Origin of the sequence: Bacillus sp. BML-BC051, from assembly GCF_019656175.1 — a bacterium.
GTDB classification, from domain to species: Bacteria; Bacillota; Bacilli; order Bacillales; family Bacillaceae_G; genus Bacillus_A; species Bacillus_A mobilis.
In genome coordinates, this window is sequence record NZ_BPLI01000035.1 from 1 (window position 1) to 19005 (window position 19005).

At 34.4% G+C, this 19005-nt stretch carries 10 protein-coding genes; 4 read left to right on the top strand and 6 right to left on the bottom strand.

What is annotated here, in order from left to right; translation table 11 throughout:
* Positions 1-357 precede the first annotated feature (357 nt).
* Positions 358-1737 carry an O-antigen ligase family protein gene (locus tag K5S59_RS15955; RefSeq protein WP_098257826.1) on the top strand — a complete coding sequence of 460 codons (1380 nt, stop codon included), beginning with the start codon at positions 358-360 and terminating at the stop codon, positions 1735-1737.
* Between the two features lie 27 nt (positions 1738-1764).
* Here K5S59_RS15955 and K5S59_RS15960 read toward each other — a convergent pair whose 3' ends face one another.
* Together K5S59_RS15960 and K5S59_RS15965 are read right to left on the bottom strand one after the other, a co-directional pair.
* Complete coding sequence (locus K5S59_RS15960) at positions 1765-2796, bottom strand: hypothetical protein (RefSeq protein WP_098873267.1); 1032 nt, start codon at positions 2794-2796, stop codon at positions 1765-1767.
* Positions 2797-2805: 9 nt separating this feature from the next.
* The gene (locus tag K5S59_RS15965; RefSeq protein WP_120449554.1) at positions 2806-4263 is read right to left on the bottom strand and encodes an MBOAT family O-acyltransferase; all 1458 of its coding nucleotides are present in this window, start codon (positions 4261-4263) and stop codon (positions 2806-2808) included.
* 226 nt (positions 4264-4489) lie between these two features.
* On the opposite strand from K5S59_RS15965, the gene K5S59_RS15970 reads away from it, so the two are divergent.
* Both K5S59_RS15970 and patB1 read left to right on the top strand, forming a co-directional pair.
* On the top strand, positions 4490-5905 hold the full coding sequence (locus tag K5S59_RS15970; protein WP_120449552.1) for an MBOAT family O-acyltransferase: 1416 nt from the start codon (positions 4490-4492) through the stop codon (positions 5903-5905).
* 92 nt (positions 5906-5997) lie between these two features.
* The gene (patB1, locus tag K5S59_RS15975) at positions 5998-7188 is read left to right on the top strand and encodes a secondary cell wall polysaccharide O-acetyltransferase PatB1 (RefSeq protein ID WP_120449550.1); all 1191 of its coding nucleotides are present in this window, start codon (positions 5998-6000) and stop codon (positions 7186-7188) included.
* Between the two features lie 104 nt (positions 7189-7292).
* Here patB1 and K5S59_RS15980 read toward each other — a convergent pair whose 3' ends face one another.
* From K5S59_RS15980 to K5S59_RS15995, 4 genes are all read right to left on the bottom strand, one after another.
* Complete coding sequence (locus K5S59_RS15980) at positions 7293-9917, bottom strand: S-layer homology domain-containing protein (protein WP_120449548.1); 2625 nt, start codon at positions 9915-9917, stop codon at positions 7293-7295.
* Between the two features lie 732 nt (positions 9918-10649).
* Positions 10650-13151 carry an S-layer homology domain-containing protein gene (locus K5S59_RS15985; protein ID WP_120449546.1) on the bottom strand — a complete coding sequence of 834 codons (2502 nt, stop codon included), beginning with the start codon at positions 13149-13151 and terminating at the stop codon, positions 10650-10652.
* Between the two features lie 652 nt (positions 13152-13803).
* Positions 13804-14907: a polysaccharide pyruvyl transferase CsaB gene (gene csaB, locus K5S59_RS15990; RefSeq protein ID WP_001241604.1), complete on the bottom strand. Its 1104-nt coding sequence runs from the start codon at positions 14905-14907 to the stop codon at positions 13804-13806.
* A 141-nt stretch (positions 14908-15048) separates the two neighbouring features.
* Positions 15049-16569: a putative polysaccharide biosynthesis protein gene (locus K5S59_RS15995; RefSeq protein ID WP_001060201.1), complete on the bottom strand. Its 1521-nt coding sequence runs from the start codon at positions 16567-16569 to the stop codon at positions 15049-15051.
* Positions 16570-16851: 282 nt separating this feature from the next.
* Here K5S59_RS15995 and secA2 point away from each other — a divergent pair.
* A partial coding sequence (secA2, locus tag K5S59_RS16000; protein ID WP_220784064.1) for an accessory Sec system translocase SecA2 occupies positions 16852-19005 on the top strand: 2154 nt, incomplete at its 3' end.

Here is a 19005-nt window from a genome sequence, read left to right on the forward strand (position 1 = left end):
TGATCCCCTACCTAACTTCTTTGCTTTCGCTGCATTTTGAGGTGGGGATCTTACTGCCCATTAAAGTGGGATAAAGATTATACTTATATAATTATAGAAAGGAGTTGAAAAACCCTTCTTTTTTCTTAATTTTCTGTCTAATAATCTCAGAATCTGTATAGAACCTTGCATAAAACATACAATTCCGTTAAAAAATATAGCAATTAAAGTCGGTTTATCGCCTCTCCTCATCTATTTACCATTACAATGAAATGGTGTATTCTTAAGTCTGATATAAAAAACAAATATAGAAATTCATTCCCCTTCCTATTTAATAGAGGGGTGCTGAAATAACGGAATGAAGAAATGGAGGAATATATGGTTACTAAGTTTAAACAAACGGATAACTACTTCCCGCATTTCCTACTGCTATTCATTGTGTTTCAACCAATTTTAGATTTATTAACGTCTTTTTCAATCTATGTATTACACATGAGCGCAACAGTCGGAATCGTAGTCCGTTTCGCCTTTATGCTTCTTGCATTGGGTTATCTACTTCTTCATCATAAACAACAAGGCGCGAAAAAGTATATTCTTTATTTATGTCTATTTGGCATCGTACTCGCAATCGGCCTTGTGAATAATTTAATGGTCAAATCTCCAGTTTCATTTGGAGAAGAAGTCAAATTTATTTTGAAAAGTGTATATCCAATTGTACTACTGTTTGGATATATTATCGCACTAAAAGAATTAAAAAATAACGAATATGCGTTTCATAAAATCATTACGTACTTCTTATATGCAACGTTAATTTTAAGTATTTCAATCATCGCGGCTATGGCAACTGGTACAGATTTCCCAAGCTATCCGAACTCAAAAATCGGTTCAAGAGGATGGTTCTTTGCTGGAAATGATTTAAGTTCCATTTTCGCAATTATGTTCCCAATCGTTGTCTTATACTCGGTTCATAAAACAACTTCTTTCTCAAAAGCGTATTACTGGATTCCAACTGTACTTGCGATGTATGCAAGCATTATGATTGGAACAAAAGTAGGCTATGGTGCCATCGTTATTACACTTGGTATCGCCCTTTTCTTCCTATTCATTGAATATATGATACATCGTAAAAAAGAAGGAAAAGGATTCACATATCTTGTAAACACAATTGTTGCTGCTGTCGTATTAGGAGGGTTACTCGTACTTACACCGCAAACTCCTATCGCAAAAAACATGAGCATCCATTTACAAATATATGAATACAAAAAATCAGTACAAGAAGAAAAAGACCGAAAAGAAGGAAAAGTAATTACAGAAGAAGAACATAAAGAAGGCGAACTAACAGACTCTGAAATGAAGAGTTTAATTTACAGTGATCGCGACAAATTTTTAAAAGTATATAAACAATACTATAAAGAAGCACCACTATCTCAAAAACTATTTGGAATGGGCTATGCTGGTAACTATACAACGAAAATGAAGTTAGTCGAAATGGATTTCCACGACCTATTCTTCGCATTCGGAATTGTCGGCTTCCTTATGTATTTACTGCCGCTTCTTTATTTCGGTATAAAAATATTCATTCGCTTAATTACAAACTTCAAGAAACTATTTAGCGTAAAACATATGCTACTAGCTAGCACACTCGTCTTATCGCTCGGTATCGGCTTTATGTCTGGACACGTATTAACAGCACCAGCCGTTAGCATTTTCTTTGTTGTGATACTCGCTTACTTAATTGTTGATTTAGAAATAGAATAAAAGAAGCAGGATGCTGCTTCTTTTATTCTATTGAAAAGACGCCCGAATTCCCTCCAGCACTTCATCAATATTATCCTTCGTAATAACAATACCGAAATCTTGCGGCACAGTACGATCTTCTTCATTTACAACTTTATGTGCAATCATCTTCCCGATTTCCGGTCTGAAATGATGTCCATCCATATAGTTATCTAAGTTCTTTGTTACTGAATTTAAATACATGAAATGATGTACTTCTCCAAATACATCGACAGCATCATGGAGCCATCTTTTATAATCTTCCCATCGTCCTGATTGAATCATCGTACGGAACAATGGCTCTGAAACAGGCGTTGTGAAAATATAAAACTTTGCATTCGGATTATGGGATCTTACAGTACCTAATATTTCCTTCATATTTTGATACTCATAATTCCCGCCATAAATCTCTCTGCTAAATTTATCTACTTGCGCAGCAATTTGTGCATCCCGTTCTTCTTTCGTATACTCACGCATCGATTTTACATTATCACGATTATATACATCGATAGTCTTATTGTGATGAATGGAGTTTTGAATTGTATTTCGGGAATATGTAATCCCATCCATACTCACATACGATTTAATTGGATATAGTAAGCTTTGCGCTTCCTTAATATACACTTCTGGTTTATCAAAACCGATTTCTCTATTTTTGTTCGTTCCAAGGAAATCTAAACCAATCACAATAGAAGATAGTTCACTACCTTTTCGTTCTTTTGCATATTCAATGTACGCATCATATTCACGCGGATCTGTACTACTTACCGCATAATTAAATGCATTTAATCCCGTAAAATCATTTTCATTGATAAACGTTGTTCTACTACTTCCAAGTATAACGCCATCATATGTAAACGGACGATATGTTATATAATTCGTTTTTTGTTGCCTTTCATTAAACCCAAACTGAACATCATTCCACTTATTTTTATGCGAGAATAACCAAAGTGAATCTGCATAGCCATTAAATATTCCAACACCTGCAAGTGGAACAAAAACACATACAAAAACGAAAATAAGCCACTGTTTGTTTTTCATATTCTCCACCTAGAAATTAAAGTATAAAAACTCACTAATACTCGTTAAATGTAACACACTATACACAAGTAATATTGCAGTAAATAACGCCGTCCATACTGTCGGACGGAACGAGTCTTTTAACTGAATTGAATTTTTTAAGAAGAAACTAATACATAATGCTCCGAAAATGTACGCTACTATTTTCGTATCTAATAATGAAACATGGTATGCTTCAGTAAATGAAACACCATACTCTTTTAAAAATTGCAGTTTCTCCATAATAAATACTGGGAACACGCTATTTGCTAGTTCGAATCCATTAAACCCAAACATTCCCTTTAACACTTTCACCGCATCATGCATCGATGTCGCTCTAAAGAATACCCACGTTATATTAATGAAGAAAAACGTCACGAGCCATCCTGCCCAGGCCGGCATGCGCCCTCCTGCTTTATTCCACAAACGATGAATGACAGAAGCTAATCCGTGCAGAAATCCCCAGAAAATAAACGTCCAACCTGCTCCATGCCAAAGTCCACTTATTAAGAAAACAATCATAATATTGACGTATGTACGCGTAATTCCTTTTCTATTTCCTCCAAGAGAAATATACACATATTTCGTTAAAAACTGGCTTAATGTCATATGCCAGCGACGCCAAAAATCTTGTATACTCACCGCTTTATAAGGGGAATTAAAGTTTTGAGGCAATTTAATATTAAACATTAAAGCAATCCCAATCGCCATATCGCTATATCCACTGAAATCAAAGTATAGCTGGAATGTAAACGCTAATGAGGAAAGCCACGCTTCAACAAATGTTAGCGACTGCTGTACATCAAACCCTTCCCGTACAACGGGAGATAAAACGTCTGCAATCCCTACCTTTTTGAAAATACCAATGGCAAATACAAAAATACCGAGAACGATATAATTTGATTGCCAACGCTTTTTACTACGATCAGCAAACTGCGGCATAATTTGCGCATGGTGCACAATTGGCCCTGCAATAAGTTGCGGGAAAAATGTTACAAACAGAGCGTAATCAAGAAAATGACATGCCTCCGTTTCCCCGCGATACGTATCTACTAAAAACGCAATCTTTTGGAATGTATAGAAACTAATCGCAAGCGGTAACGTTAATGATAATAATGTAAAATGAGTTCCAAATAACGAATTTACATTTTGTAAAAAGAAATCATAGTACTTGAAATAACTAAGCATTCCTATATTAAATATTAAGCCTACTATTAAAAGAAGTTTACTCTTATGCTTCACGAGCCTCATTCCGATAAAGTAGTTCACAATGAGCGATATTAACATAAGCGGCAAATATTTTATATTCCAATAACTATAGAAAAATAAAGATGCTGCCACAAGCCAAGCTTTCGCTAAAGTAGTTTGTCCAAATTTATTTAATAGAAAATATAAAAGAAATGCTATCGGTAAAAATAAAAAAATAAACTCAAACGAGTTAAATAACACACCATCTCTTCCCTTCTAAACAAATCACACCTTATTCATCTTATCTTATCCAGATAGTGAGTGTCAAAAGGATTCCATACCGCTTTCCTTCTATTATATAGAATAATTATTTTAATCGAATTATTAACATGATAAAATATTAAAGGCATCATTATATAAAAGAATATATAATAGATATGTCGGTTTTTTTGCACGAAATGTATTTCGAAAAAGTGAGGAGAGTCCTTTGGTATTTAGTAGTTCGATTTTCTTATTTATCTTTTTACCTCTCGTATTATTTTTCTATTTTATAGTGCGTGCCGAGCTACGTAATTTCGTATTACTTGCATTTAGTTTAATTTTCTATGCATGGGGCGAACCACGTTTCGTTCTTTTAATGCTCTTTTCCATCGTATTAAACTACTGCTTTGGCCTACTCGTGCATCATTATGATAAACGAAAAAATATGAAAGTCACATTTTTAATTATGGCTGTGGTCGGAAATATTTTATTACTGTCTTATTTTAAATATATTTCATTTTTCACAGACATTTTAAACAATGTATTGCATGTATCTATTCATGTGGAACCTATTCCACTACCAATTGGAATTTCATTTTATACATTCCAAGCGATGTCTTATGTCATCGATATATACCGTAAAGATGGAGATGTTCAAAAAAATCCACTTAACTTAGCGCTCTATATATCTATTTTCCCTCAGCTTATTGCCGGACCAATTGTTCGTTACAATATCGTCGCTGAACAAATTAAAACGCGTATCCATTCTTTTGAACGATTCACAGAAGGTATTCAAATTTTCGTTCTCGGACTAGCAAAAAAAATATTAATCGCCAACCAAGTAGGTTTTGTAGCCGATAAAATATTTGCCTTACCGCCATCTGAAATAAGTGTTGGAACGGCATGGATCGGTATTATCGCCTACACCCTGCAAATTTATTTCGATTTCTCAGGGTACTCTGATATGGCAATCGGAATTGGAAAAATGTTCGGATTTGATTTCCCGAAAAACTTCAACTATCCGTACATCTCTAAATCTATTTCAGAGTTTTGGAGAAGATGGCATATTACACTTGGTTCTTGGTTCCGCGATTACATATATATCCCGCTCGGCGGAAACCGCGTTTCAAAACTAGCGAATTATCGTAATCTCTTCATCGTATGGGGATTAACTGGTTTATGGCACGGGGCGAGTTGGACATTTATCGCCTGGGGCTTATATTACGGCTTTATTATTTCAATTGAAAAGGCTGGATTCGAAAAAATATTAAACAAACTATGGAAACCGCTGCAACATGCATACGTATTATTCATCGTTATGATTGGCTGGGTCTTCTTCCGAGCTGACAACTTCGCTTACTCGTTCCAATATTTTAAAGCGATGTTCGGCATAGGAGGACAATCTTTCATTGATGACAATACAATGTTATACGTACATGAATACATTATCGTATTTCTCATTGCCTTTATCGCAGCGACACCAATTTTAAAACGAATAAAAAACATACTAGAACTTGCGCCAAAAACGTATATGTTCACGATGCAAATTGTACGTCCTATATTATTACTAACACTATTTATGATTTCGGTTATGTACTTGATTAACTCAACATATAATCCATTTATTTATTTCAGGTTTTAACTTATCCCGCATTAACGGGCAGTAACTAATAATCAGTGGGGGATTCCCCCCACTGATTAAAGTTTCACTTTATGTAGGAAGGAAAAGTTACTATGAAAAAATTGGGAAACCTCATCCTATTAATCGGTTTTCTCACCATTATCTTTTCATTTGGCATACTATCGTTACTCAAAACAGACCGAGCCATTTCACCAGTTGAAAATCGACCGCTCGCTCAAAAACCAACACTGACGAAAGAAGCTCTCCTAACTGGTAGCTTCTTTAAAGATTTTGAAACATACACAAATGATCAACTAATCGGACGAGATGAATTTATTAAAAGCTATACAATTGCCCAAATTAATATGGGCAAATCTCTCATTAACGACATTATTTTGACTGATGATAAATGGCTCCTGAAAAATCCAGCGTGGACGAAAAAATATAATGAAATTGACCAATCCATGCCCGCTATAAACGACTTATCTCAGTTTTTAAAAGAACAAAACGTTGAGTTTTACTTTGCTTTACCACCGTCAAAAACGAATGCTTTATCATTTAAATTACCTTCTCATATTTATACATATGCACAGGACAATTTAAATTACTTTCTAAAAAAACTTCCTGCTGACGTAAAGCCAATAAAACTGATGGAGCAATTTAAAAAGAACTATACGAACGAAGAAATACAGGACATGTATTTCAAAACAGATCATCATTGGAATATGGACGGTGCCTTCGTAGGCTACCAATATATAATGAACTCAATCGGGCAACAATCTTCTATATATAAAGGAAAAGAAATAAAAAAAGAAGACTACACTCGTACATGTGCGCAAAATAAACATTTAGTCGGTAGCTTCAACAATCAACTATACCAACTCATTGATGCAACGGGTGAAAAATTGTGCTACTACACACCGAAAGACGGTTTCAACTTCACAAGTGTAACCGCAAAAGATGTGACAGGTACTGTTCATCAAAACTTAGATAGCATATACGGCGTAGAAAAACAAAAAGACACAACATCATACGCAGGTTATTACACGGACGACTATCCAGAAATCGTCTTTGAAAATAACAATGCACCAAATGAAGTACGCGCCTTAGTCCTAAAAGACTCATTCGCAAATGCAATTGTGCCACACTTAGCACAAAGCTTTAAACATACATCCATCCTTGACCTGCGTCACTATCACGAAAAAGATGTATATCAATACATTAAAGACAACAACATTAACATGGTATTGTTCGTGTATAGTGATTCGAATTTGAGTGGGGATATGTTTAAATTTAAGAAATAACTATTAAAAATAGGTCTCTTTAGAATCCTCTAAAGAGACCTATTTTTTTCAAAACAAAAAACAATCCTCATGTCATAATGACATGAGGATTGCAAATCTAATCATTAGATTTTTTCTTTAATAACGTTGATTGTTACAGCTTTTGTACCATACTCAGTAGTTGGTGCCAATCTGTCCTTCACAACTTTAAAGATTACTGTACCTTTATCTCCAAATGCAGTTGTTACACCTTTGAAGACGTCGTTTTTCTTAGTAGCAGTTTCATCAGTTAAGAAGTTGAATAATTCATTTCCTTCTTTAGAAACTGTATCATTTGATTTAACAGCTGTTACATAACCAAGCGCAACATCGTTACCATCGAATGTAGCATTATCGTTACGATCTAAGTAAACTTTACCTTGATCTGTACCTTCAGCATCAACGATACGTACTTTATGTTCTGTAGAGATGTTTAATTTGATGCCGTTTAGAACATCATCTTTATCACTCTTCACAACGTCTAGTACTCTGTCGATATCAACTTTACGGTTTTCGAATTGTTCAACCTCTACATCTTTAAATTTAACAGATGTAATTTGGATGTTTTCTTGTGTAACAGTAATTGTTGCGTGTCCAGCTGTAGCGCCATCTTTCGTTAAGATAACATCTGTAACACCAGCTGTTTTACCTGTTACTTTTAATGTTTTTCCTTCAATTTTAGCAGAAGCGATAGCATCATTACCTACTCTAAACTCATATCCTGCTAAGTCAGCTGCATCAGCATATACGCCTTCAGTAGTGTAATTAGATAATTGATATGCTACTGTATTTCCAGCACCAAGTGTAGTGTCAGCAGCTTCACCTTTTTGACCAGCTTTAGAAACAAGCTCTAAGCGTGGAGCTTCATGACCGATATTGCTCTTCGTAACTTCAACATGAAGTGATCCGTAGCCTTCACCACTTGCATTTGGATTTTGGAAGTGGATTGTACCAGCTCCAACTTTTGCACCTTTAACTTTAATTGTAGATGTACCGATAGAACCTTCATTTGTTGTAGTAACATCTAATTCAGCTACAACGCCTGTTTGTGGGAATACTTCTTTAATAGCACCAGTATTTGCACCAAATGGATCGCCGTATTGGTCAGTCGTTACGAATGTTACTGGTAACTCTTTACCATCTACAACTTTTAATTGATCTGGATTAGCTTTTACAGTTGTAAGTTTACGAGTATCCGTTTTTACAACGAAATCAAATGTTTTTGTTACATCGCCAACTTTAACTGTAAGTGTTGCAGAACCAGCTGCTTCAGCTTTAATTTCACCATTTTTAACAGAGATAACACCTGGATTAGATGATTTTAGGCTAATCGCGCTAGGATCAACAACTTTGTTTTCTTTGTTAATTTGAGCAACAACTTTGTGGATACCAGCTTTTTCACCAGCAACTAAAGTTTTGCTGTTTAATGTGAAGTCTGTTCCACTTAAAGCTTTAGCGTAATTTACACCAGCTTTATCTGTATCTACTGCAAATACAACATCTTTAATTGCAGTTGCTTCTGCATCAAGGTTTTTCACTTCGATAATACCAGTGTTAGAAACTGTGATGCCGCCACGTTTCGTAACTTGTACTTCCACTTTGTATTTACCTTCATCGATACCAACTGCTAGTTTACCAGTTTTTGATTCTGCAGTGCCACCTTCAAAGATGTTTGCTGGAGTGCCATCTAATTTATTCGCAACAAATTTCACATCATGACCAGCGATATCTAAATACTCGATATCAGCGTTATCTTTTTCTTCATTTAATTTGAAGACAACTGCTTGATCTGCACGGTCGTCATCAAATGTAAGTTGTTCTACGCGTAATTTTTTCACTTCGTATACATACTTCACAATAAATGTATTGCCTTTTACTTTAACAGGAAGCTCTTTATTTGGAGCAATTTTTCCACTTAATGTTACAACTGCAGATTTCCCATCTTTACTCGCTTCAAGTGCAATTGCTTTATTTCCTTCAAGCGTAACATCTTCAGCTGTAAGCTTGTTTAATCCTGTACCAGTTAACGTTAATTGTGTTGGCTCAGTAGCAGCAACGTTTGTTACTTTCGCATCACTGTTCTCTGGTTTTGCATATTTTTTATCTGTTAATGCGATAAATTGAGCTGCTTCTGCACGAGATACAGATTTATTTGGCTCCCATTTACCACCAGTACCTACAGAGATTCCAAGGTTAACTAGGATGTTAGCTTTCTCTTCACCCCAATGTCCTCTTAAATCATCAAATTTTGTAACTAATGTGCCATCTACTTTTTCTTTTAAGTTATAAGCACCTACTAGCATAGACGCGAAAGAAGCGCGGTCAATCTTTCCTTCAGGATAGAAATTATCTTTACCGTCACCTTTAACGATACCAGCTTTTTCAACTGCTGCGATATATTTAGCAGCCCATGTATTTTTAGCATCTTTGAAAGAAGGTTGCGCATTGTCATCAACTGGTAAATTTAAAATTTTAGTGAAGATAACAGCTGCAGAAGAACGATCGATTGTCTCATCTGGAGCATATGTACCGTCTGGCTTACCTGCAATTGCACCTTTTTCTACTAAGTAATAAACTGATTCTTTAGACCAGTGGTTTTCTACGTCTGGGAATGTTTTACCTGCTGCTGCTACTGGAGCTACAATTCCTGCTACCATTGCTGCTGTCATCGTACCTGCGATTACTTTTTTGTAAGAGTTAGTCTTTGCCATTTTATAAATTTCCTCCTTCAGGAATATGCTACTAGTTTCATATCATATTAAATTTGAAAACTAGCTAGTTAGAAAAACCATAAAACAATAAAAACACAAACAAAAATACTATAATGAAAAGTAGTTCACATAATAAAATGATACAAACCGCTAGATGTAAATATAAGGTTTAAATACCATTTTTTGAAACAAGTTCATCATACTATACAAAACCATTCGTTATCAAGAACTTTCTCAAAAGAAAATTCGACACATTCTGATAATTCAGTCTTTTAATCGCATTATTAGTATATTAATAATACTCAAATATAGAAATGAACAAACTGTTTTCCTATAAACCACTCTCACTGCGCTTCGTATATTTTTCATATCGAATACACAATTGGAATTATAGCACATATTTCCACTTTATCACTTAAATATTTTTTACAATAAATACAATTTTCAGACTACATTCGACTAAAATAATTACATTTCGACATTTTCTTCTTCTTTTCGAATGTTTTTTTTAACAAAAAAAGGTGTTTATTTACAAATAATTTACATATAAGTGGGATATTCTTCTATTTTTGAAAGCGTTTTCGATTTATTTCTCAATAAAGATCAATCGATATATCTACACGTCTTATTATCTCCATCAATTACAGCTTCCTTTTTACACCAACAAAAAAATAAGCCTATAAAATTATAGGCTTATTTCTATTAAATTCATTCAATTACATGAACAAACTATTACTTAATGATTTTTGAAACTGTTAAGCTTTCAATTGGAGCAAGTAAGTTGCCATTGAAGTCCTTAACTTCAAAACCATTTTTTGCAGATTTAACAGTTACTGTTTTAGTAAATTCTGCACTTGTTAATTCACGGCTGAAGTTGAATGTAATTTTCTTACCATTAGCTGCAACTTCACCTTTTTCTACTGAAATCGGGTTTTGAGCTAGAGAAGATACATCCGTACCATCAAGAAGGAAGTTAAAGTCTGTAGCATCTACAGTACCTGCATCCATAGCTTTGCTGAATGTTAATACAACGTTTTTACCATCAATTAACTCAGCTTTTTCTACTTTTGGTGCTACATTTTCTTTAAGTTCAACAGTTTTTGCTGTACCTTCTGCACGTTTTGCTTCTACAGCTTTTGTTTTATCTTTAACACCTGCAACAGATACTGCATAGTTACCAGTAGCTTCTACTGAACCTGCTTTTAATGTAAGTTCTACTTGTGCAGTTTCATTGTTGTTCACTAATACTGCTTTTTCTACTTTTGCACCTTCTACAGTATAATTTGCTGCATTAACAGCTGAAGCTCCGTCAACTTCGCCACCGAAATTAACTGTTACTCCGTTTTTATCGTTAGCTTTTACTGAGTAAGTAAGTTCGCCAGCTTCTGCTACTTGACCAGCAACATTAAATGTAACTGTTTTTTCTTTACTACCATTTGGAGTTTTAGCATCGTCTTTAACAAATCCAGCAGGTAATTTAACTGTCCAAGATCCTGGAGTTGCTTTTGTTACATCGATTTTAACAACTTTTTTATCTTTTCTTTCAGCATTATCTAATACACCGCCGAAAGCAGCATCATTTTTTGTTACATAGTTGTGAACATGTGTACCTTTTGCTGGAACGTTACCTTCTACTTCAACATCTTCACTGTAAGTTAATACAAGGAATTGTTTAGTTACATCTTCAACTTTTTCAGTAACAACTTCAGATTTAGTCACTTCTGGAGCAGTTGTATCAGCTGATACTAATACTTGTTTCACATAATCTTTTTCTAATGCAATACCGAATTTGTCTTTAACACCTGCTTTAATTGTGATTGTGTTAAGACCATCTTTTAGAATGTTGTTTGGATTTTCTTGCGTAGCTTTAACTGTTACATACGCAACTTTTTTATTGTCTTTATCTAACTCAACATTAGTTGGTGTTTTACCATTTACAGTAACGTCTGCTGGTAGTAGTGTTGTAAATTCTTTAGAGAATGTTACTTTTAATTGTGTATCAGAAAGTACTTCTACACCGTTTACTACTGGTTTTGTTTTATCAATAGCTTGTTTTTTAATAGTTGTTTTTACTGGGTTTGGAGAAATTAAGTTTCCAGCAACATCTGTTGCACCAACAATTGTTACAACTACTTCTGCATTTTCATCAACATTTGTTAAATCAACTACTAAAGATTTATTATCTTCAGAAAGACCTTTAACAACTGCTTTGTCATTATTTACAGTTACATTTCCTTGATTTGAAATTGGCTCAGAGAACACAACTTTTGCAGTGTTTGCATCTACATATTCAACACCGTTTACTTCAGGACGAACTGTATCTTTATAAGAAATTACTTGAGTGTATTTAGCGGTTTTAACTTTAGCATCAGCTTTTGTTTCAACTGGGTTAACAACTAATACTGCATCTTCAACTTTTGCAATGTTATTGAAAGTTACGATTACAGTTTTGTTATCTTTACCAACTTCTACTTTCTCAACTGTTTTGTTAGTTAAAGAGAATACCTCTTTAGTAACTGCATCTTTGTTAATTTCTGTAGCGAATTTAACTTCTACTTCTTTAGAGTTTAGAACTTTTACAGATTCAACTTTAGCTTCTGCTTTTTGCCCACCGAACTGCTTGTCAGTCATAGCAATAAATTGAGCTGCTTCTGCTTTAGTTACAGATTTATTTGGCTCCCATTTGTCGCCAGTACCAACAGAAATTCCTAATTTAACTAGGATGTTAGCTTTATCTTTACCCCAGCTATCTTTTAAATCATCGAATTTAGTTTCTAGAGGACCGTTTACTTTAGTATCTAATTTGTAAGCTTCTACAAGAAGAGATGCCATAGAAACGCGGTCGATTTTTCCAGTTGGATCGAATTTGCCTTCGCCTTTACCTTTAACAACGCCAGCTTTTTCTACAGCTGCGATGAATGGAGTATACCATTCGTTTTGAGAATCACCGAATGATGGTTTAGCATCTTTATCGATTGGTAAGTTTAAGATTTGAGCCATCATTGTAGCTGCTTCTGCGCGAGTGATTTCTTTTTCAGGCTCGAACATTCCTTTGTCGTTACCTTTAACTGCGCCTTTTTCTACTAAGTAGTTAATAGACTCTTCTCCCCAGAATTTTTCTGGCACGTCTGGGAATGTTTTACCTGCTGCTGCTACTGGAGAAACAACACCTGCTACCATTGCTGCTGTCATTGTACCAGCGATTACTTTTTTGTAAGAGTTAGTCTTTGCCATTTTATATATTTCCTCCTTAGGAATGTAATACTAGTTCCATAAGTTTTTAAATAGATATTCTATTTATTTTTGAAACTAGTAGATATAAATGTGGTTAAAGTATTCTTTGTATAGAATCACAAAGAAAGTATACACCATTTTTATCCAATCAGAAATCTGAAATTCGACAAAAAAGTGAATTTTCACAATTCTGAGCGATCGTTTTTTCGACTTTTATTTTAAAATTCCAGATTATAAAATCAGAATATTTTAAACAGACAGAAAAACGCGTCAGAATTACGTTTCAAATAATTTTCTCATAACCATTTACAACTATAGCAGAAAAACGTTTCCAATTTCAATATTTAACTATAAAGATATTACGACATTAATCGACAGTTTGTTTTTATATAATTCGACATTTTTCTTACCTTCTCATTTTTCGAAATTACCATACCTATTTTCTTATAATTTACTAAGTAAAACGCCAAATCCTAACATTCTCTATATATGAATGTTAGGATTATTAAACATACATCTTATCTCTCAAAATTCTTTTTTTATGGGCATACATTTAAAATCACTTATGTAATTCGACATTTTTCTACAAATATTTATTTTCTTTCGACATTTTCTTTTTTTCAAAAAATAAAAAAGAGGATGTCCTCTTAAATTAAGATTCCATCCCCCTTTTTTCAAACTCTTTTGAATTCAAGTCACTTATGATGTAGCGAGACGCTGTTGAAATTTGTTCTCGCAATTCTTCTACTCTTTGTTCCAATGTTGCTTGTACATATTCTTTTTGTTCTAGTTGCTTCGTTGCCACATTATATAAAGTTTCAGCCGTCCAGTCACCATCTACGTTTCCGATAATCGGCTGATTTACTTGTTGTAAAAATGAATCAATCTTTGGATCATATGAAATACCGACCATAGGAATATTAGCAACCGCAGATAGTATGAGCGCATGAAGTCGCATCCCTATTAGAAGCGAACATTCCGACAAAATTGAAATTTTCTCATGGATATCCAGCTTATAAGGAAGCATGTGAGCTTCTTCTCCCATTAAGTTAATAATATCGCGTGATGCATTTTGATCAAATGGTCCATGCATTGGTACGAATAGAATATGATATCCATCACGCTTAAATTGTTTCAGCGTATCTGCTAGCTTCTTCATATAATCTTCTTTCGCATCCCAATATCTCACACTAACTGCAATTACTTTCCCCTGAATCGAATGTTTTTGCAGCCAATCCGATTTCATTCCTTCTGGTTGACATGCCAATACTGGATCTGGAACTAGTTCGATATCTTTCTTAATACCCATATCTTTTAAATACAAAAATGAATCTTCATCACGAACTGATATATATGCCGCTTTTGATACTTGCCATTTCACTAATAAACGATTTTGTCTTTTCGTAATTGGACCAATTCCTTGCGCATAAATATAATACGGCTTCTTCAAAAAACGAGCAATCCGCATAATACCTGTATAGTACAAAATACTTTTAATACTCGTTTTATCTTGAAGGAGACTTCCCCCTCCGCTAATTAAACCATTACTTTTCTTTATTTCCTTATAAATTGCTCTTATATCCCAGCGATTTACTGCCTCTACACCGTACATTTTTCTTGTATAGTCGGGGTCATTCGAAAGTACAACAAGCTCAAGAGTAGGATCCTCTTCATGTAGCGCTTTAATAATTGATTGCAAAATTGCTTCGTCCCCAACATTATAAAAACCATAATATCCTGATAAAACTAACCGCACTCTTAATCTCCTCCAACATTTCGCAATCAACTTTTTGTCATTCAACAAATTGCTATCAACTCTTTAATAAGAAAAGTTGGATAACTTCAAATTGATTTCTTTCACAAACATATACATAGACATACTCATTTATAGACAAATTTACTTACGCAAAAATGGAATTTGCTTTTTGGATATCCAGTTCAACTTTAATGCGCATATGCCATATATGAACAAGGCCACACAAAAAGCTAAACCACTATATATTACTGCAATAAGTCTAGAATCTACCACATTTATTAAAGTAGATGTGAAATATAATCCTATACCTACTATACTAGATACTCCAATTACAGCAAAAAATCTTCCCATTCGAATCGAATAAGCCAATTCTTTTCGAATGTATATATAATTTACGATACAAATCATGATATATATGATAAGTGTACTATAAGCCGCACCAGTTATGCCAAATTGACTTACGAGTACTATATTTAATATGACTTTTACAAAACTCGCTCCAACAACTATCCACGCCGCTTGCTTAGAACGGTTAATTCCTTGCAAAATTCCTATTGATAATACCATAAGTGATGTGAAATACGAACTACCAATTAAAATAGCTAACATGCCGCTCCCTTTAGCATCTGTAAACAATCCGACATTTAACGGGACTGTAAGTGCCATGAGCCAGATTGTTATCGGCGTTGTTAAAACATGAGCAAGCTCATTTGTTCGTTCAATTGTTTGTTTTGCTAACGCTGTATTTTTCTTTGTTAATGCAGCAGTTAACAATGGGATTAACGGAAATACCATCGCACTTGCAAATACGACAATTAATTGTGTAAACGCAAAGCCACGACTATATATACCAAATTGTTCTTGAATCGTTGCAGTGGATTCATGTAGCATATGTGGAATTGTTACAGAATCAACTAAATTTAACACCGGCATTGATAATGCCCCAATTGCAATTGGAATCGAAACCTGAAGTATCTTTTTTGCATTACCTTTAAAGTCTTGCAGTGAATATGTATTACTTTTATAACGATATATACTTTTTACATACTTCAATCTCAAATAGATAAGTGACGTAATTACCCCAAGGCAAGAACCAATCATTGCACCGCCTGTTACAACATCACTATCTTTATTCCAAGATACGAATAAGAATGCAATTGCTAACATAAAGAAAACACGAATGAACTGCTCAATTACTTGCGACACCCCGGTAGGAATCATGTCTCCAAAACCTTGGAAATACCCTCGATATACCGCCATATATGGTGCGATTAATAAAGCAAACGAAGTGACAATTAATGGGAGTCTCGTATCTTGTCCACCAAGCATGTTTGCAAACATACTTGATCCAATCATAATAACCGAAAATCCAAGCACCCCAAATATTACTCCAATAATAGATGCTGACGTAAATAGTTTGGCAATCCCATCTTTATCATTCTTCTCATGAAGTTCAGCGATTAACTGTGATATAGCTAGCGGTACTCCCGCTACTGATAAAGTTAACGCTATCATATATACAGGAAAAACAAGGCGAAAAATCCCAAGCACTTCATCTCCTGCTATATTTTGTAATGGAATTTGAAAAAAACTTCCCAACACTTTCGATAGAAACGTTGTAATCGTTAAAATCGCAGCGCCTTTCACAAACTTATTATTCATCTTCTAGCTCTTTTCTTTCAATATATAATTTCCATACCTATTACATCATAAAATGAGATAACTATATTCTTCTCTTTTTTGAAAAATTTCACTTTATCTCATTTAGCTATCATACCAAATTTATTATACATTGAATACTCTCTTTCTTTACGGCTTTTAAATATATCATATGTAATAACAACTTATTTCTATCCAGTTTTTTCTTCAATTTACTACTTCTACTTATTCCCGATAAACATGTGCTATAATGTAGCTATTGTCAGTAAGAGGAGTGTTTACAACATGCTGAATTCGGTAAAAAAGCTGTTAGGAGATTCTCAAAAGAGAAAACTAAAAAAATATGAACAACTTGTTCAAGAAATTAATAATCTAGAAGAAAAACTATCTGATTTATCTGATGAAGACTTACGTCATAAAACGATCACCTTTAAAAACATGCTAAACGATGGAAAAACAGTGGATGATATAAAAGCAGAGGCGTTCGCTGTTGTACGTGAAGCTGCAAAGCGTGTACTTGGATTACGTCACTATGATGTGCAGTTAATTGGTGGTCTTGTACTATTAGAAGGTAATATTGCAGAGATGCCGACTGGCGAAGGAAAAACATTAGTTTCTTCTCTTCCAACATACGTACGTGCTCTTGAAGGAAAAGGTGTTCACGTTATTACTGTAAACGACTATTTAGCAAAACGAGATAAAGAATTAATTGGCCAAGTTCATGAATTTCTAGGTTTAAAGGTTGGATTGAATATTCCTCAAATCGATCCTTCCGAAAAGAAACTTGCTTACGAAGCTGATATTACATATGGTATTGGAACAGAATTTGGCTTTGACTATCTACGTGATAATATGGCCTCTTCAAAAAATGAGCAGGTACAACGTCCCTATCATTTTGCTATTATCGATGAGATTGATAGCGTTTTAATTGATGAAGCGAAGACGCCTCTTATTATCGCTGGTAAGAAATCAAGTAGCTCTGATTTACACTATTTATGTGCAAAAGTTATTAAGTCATTCCAGGATACCCTTCATTACACGTACGATGCAGAAACGAAATCTGCTAGTTTTACAGAAGACGGTATTACAAAAACAGAAGATTTATTTGATATCGATAACCTATATGATTTAGAACATCAAACTTTATATCATTATATGATTCAAGCATTACGAGCTCATGTCGCTTTCCAATGTGATGTTGACTATATTGTACATGATGAAAAAATTCTACTTGTAGATATTTTCACAGGCCGCGTTATGGATGGTCGCTCTTTAAGTGATGGTTTACACCAAGCTCTTGAAGCAAAAGAAGGTTTAGAAATCACAGAAGAAAACCAAACACAGGCATCAATTACAATTCAAAACTTCTTCCGTATGTATCCAGCATTATCTGGTATGACAGGTACAGCAAAAACGGAAGAGAAAGAATTTAACCGTGTATATAACATGGAAGTTATGCCGATTCCAACAAACCGTCCTATCATTCGTGAAGACAAAAATGACGTCGTGTACGTATCAGCCGATGCTAAATATAAAGCTGTACGTGAAGATGTTTTAAAACACAATAAACAAGGACGCCCGATTTTAATTGGGACAATGTCTATTTTACAATCAGAAACCGTTGCTCGTTACTTAGATGAAGCGAATATTACATATCAATTATTAAATGCAAAAAGTGCAGAGCAAGAGGCCGATTTAATCGCAACAGCTGGACAAAAAGGACAAATTACAATTGCGACGAATATGGCCGGACGAGGTACTGATATTTTACTAGGTGAAGGTGTCCATGAAATTGGTGGATTACATGTAATCGGGACAGAACGCCATGAATCAAGACGCGTTGACAATCAGCTAAAAGGTCGTGCTGGTCGTCAAGGAGATCCAGGTAGCTCTCAGTTCTTCCTTTCTTTAGAAGATGAAATGCTAAAACGTTTCGCACAAGAAGAAGTCGAGAAATTAAATAAATCACTGAAAACAGATGAAACAGGACTTATTCTAACTTCTAAAGTCCATGATTTCGTGAACCGTACACAATTAATTTGTGAAGGTAGCCATTTCTCAATGCGTGAGTACAATTTAAAATTAGATGATGTAATAAATGACCAACGTAACGTTATTTATAAATTACGTAATAACTTGTTACAAGAAGATACAAATATGATTGAACTTATTATTCCAATGATTGATCATGCTGTAGAAGCCATTTCTAAGCAATATCTTTTAGAAGGTATGCTTCCGGAAGAATGGGATTTCGCTCGTTTAACAGAAAATATAAACGAAATTCTACCAGTAACAAACATGCCATCACTATCAGCGAATAATGTGCATTCACCGGAAGATTTACAATCCGTTTTGAAAGAAACATTATCTCTTTATAAAGAGCGCGTAAATGAACTAAATAGCCATACTGATTTACAACAGTCGCTACGCTACGTTGCC

What these genes read in the sequence shown, in the direction of transcription:
- K5S59_RS15955 (WP_098257826.1), top strand. Translation starts at nt 358, where the DNA reads ATGGTTACTAAGTTTAAACAAACGGATAACTACTTCCCGCATTTCCTA.
- K5S59_RS15960 (WP_098873267.1), bottom strand. Translation starts at nt 2,796, where the DNA reads ATGAAAAACAAACAGTGGCTTATTTTCGTTTTTGTATGTGTTTTTGTT.
- patB1 (WP_120449550.1), top strand. Translation starts at nt 5,998, where the DNA reads ATGAAAAAATTGGGAAACCTCATCCTATTAATCGGTTTTCTCACCATT.
- K5S59_RS15980 (WP_120449548.1), bottom strand. Translation starts at nt 9,917, where the DNA reads ATGGCAAAGACTAACTCTTACAAAAAAGTAATCGCAGGTACGATGACA.
- K5S59_RS15985 (WP_120449546.1), bottom strand. Translation starts at nt 13,151, where the DNA reads ATGGCAAAGACTAACTCTTACAAAAAAGTAATCGCTGGTACAATGACA.
- K5S59_RS15995 (WP_001060201.1), bottom strand. Translation starts at nt 16,569, where the DNA reads ATGAATAATAAGTTTGTGAAAGGCGCTGCGATTTTAACGATTACAACG.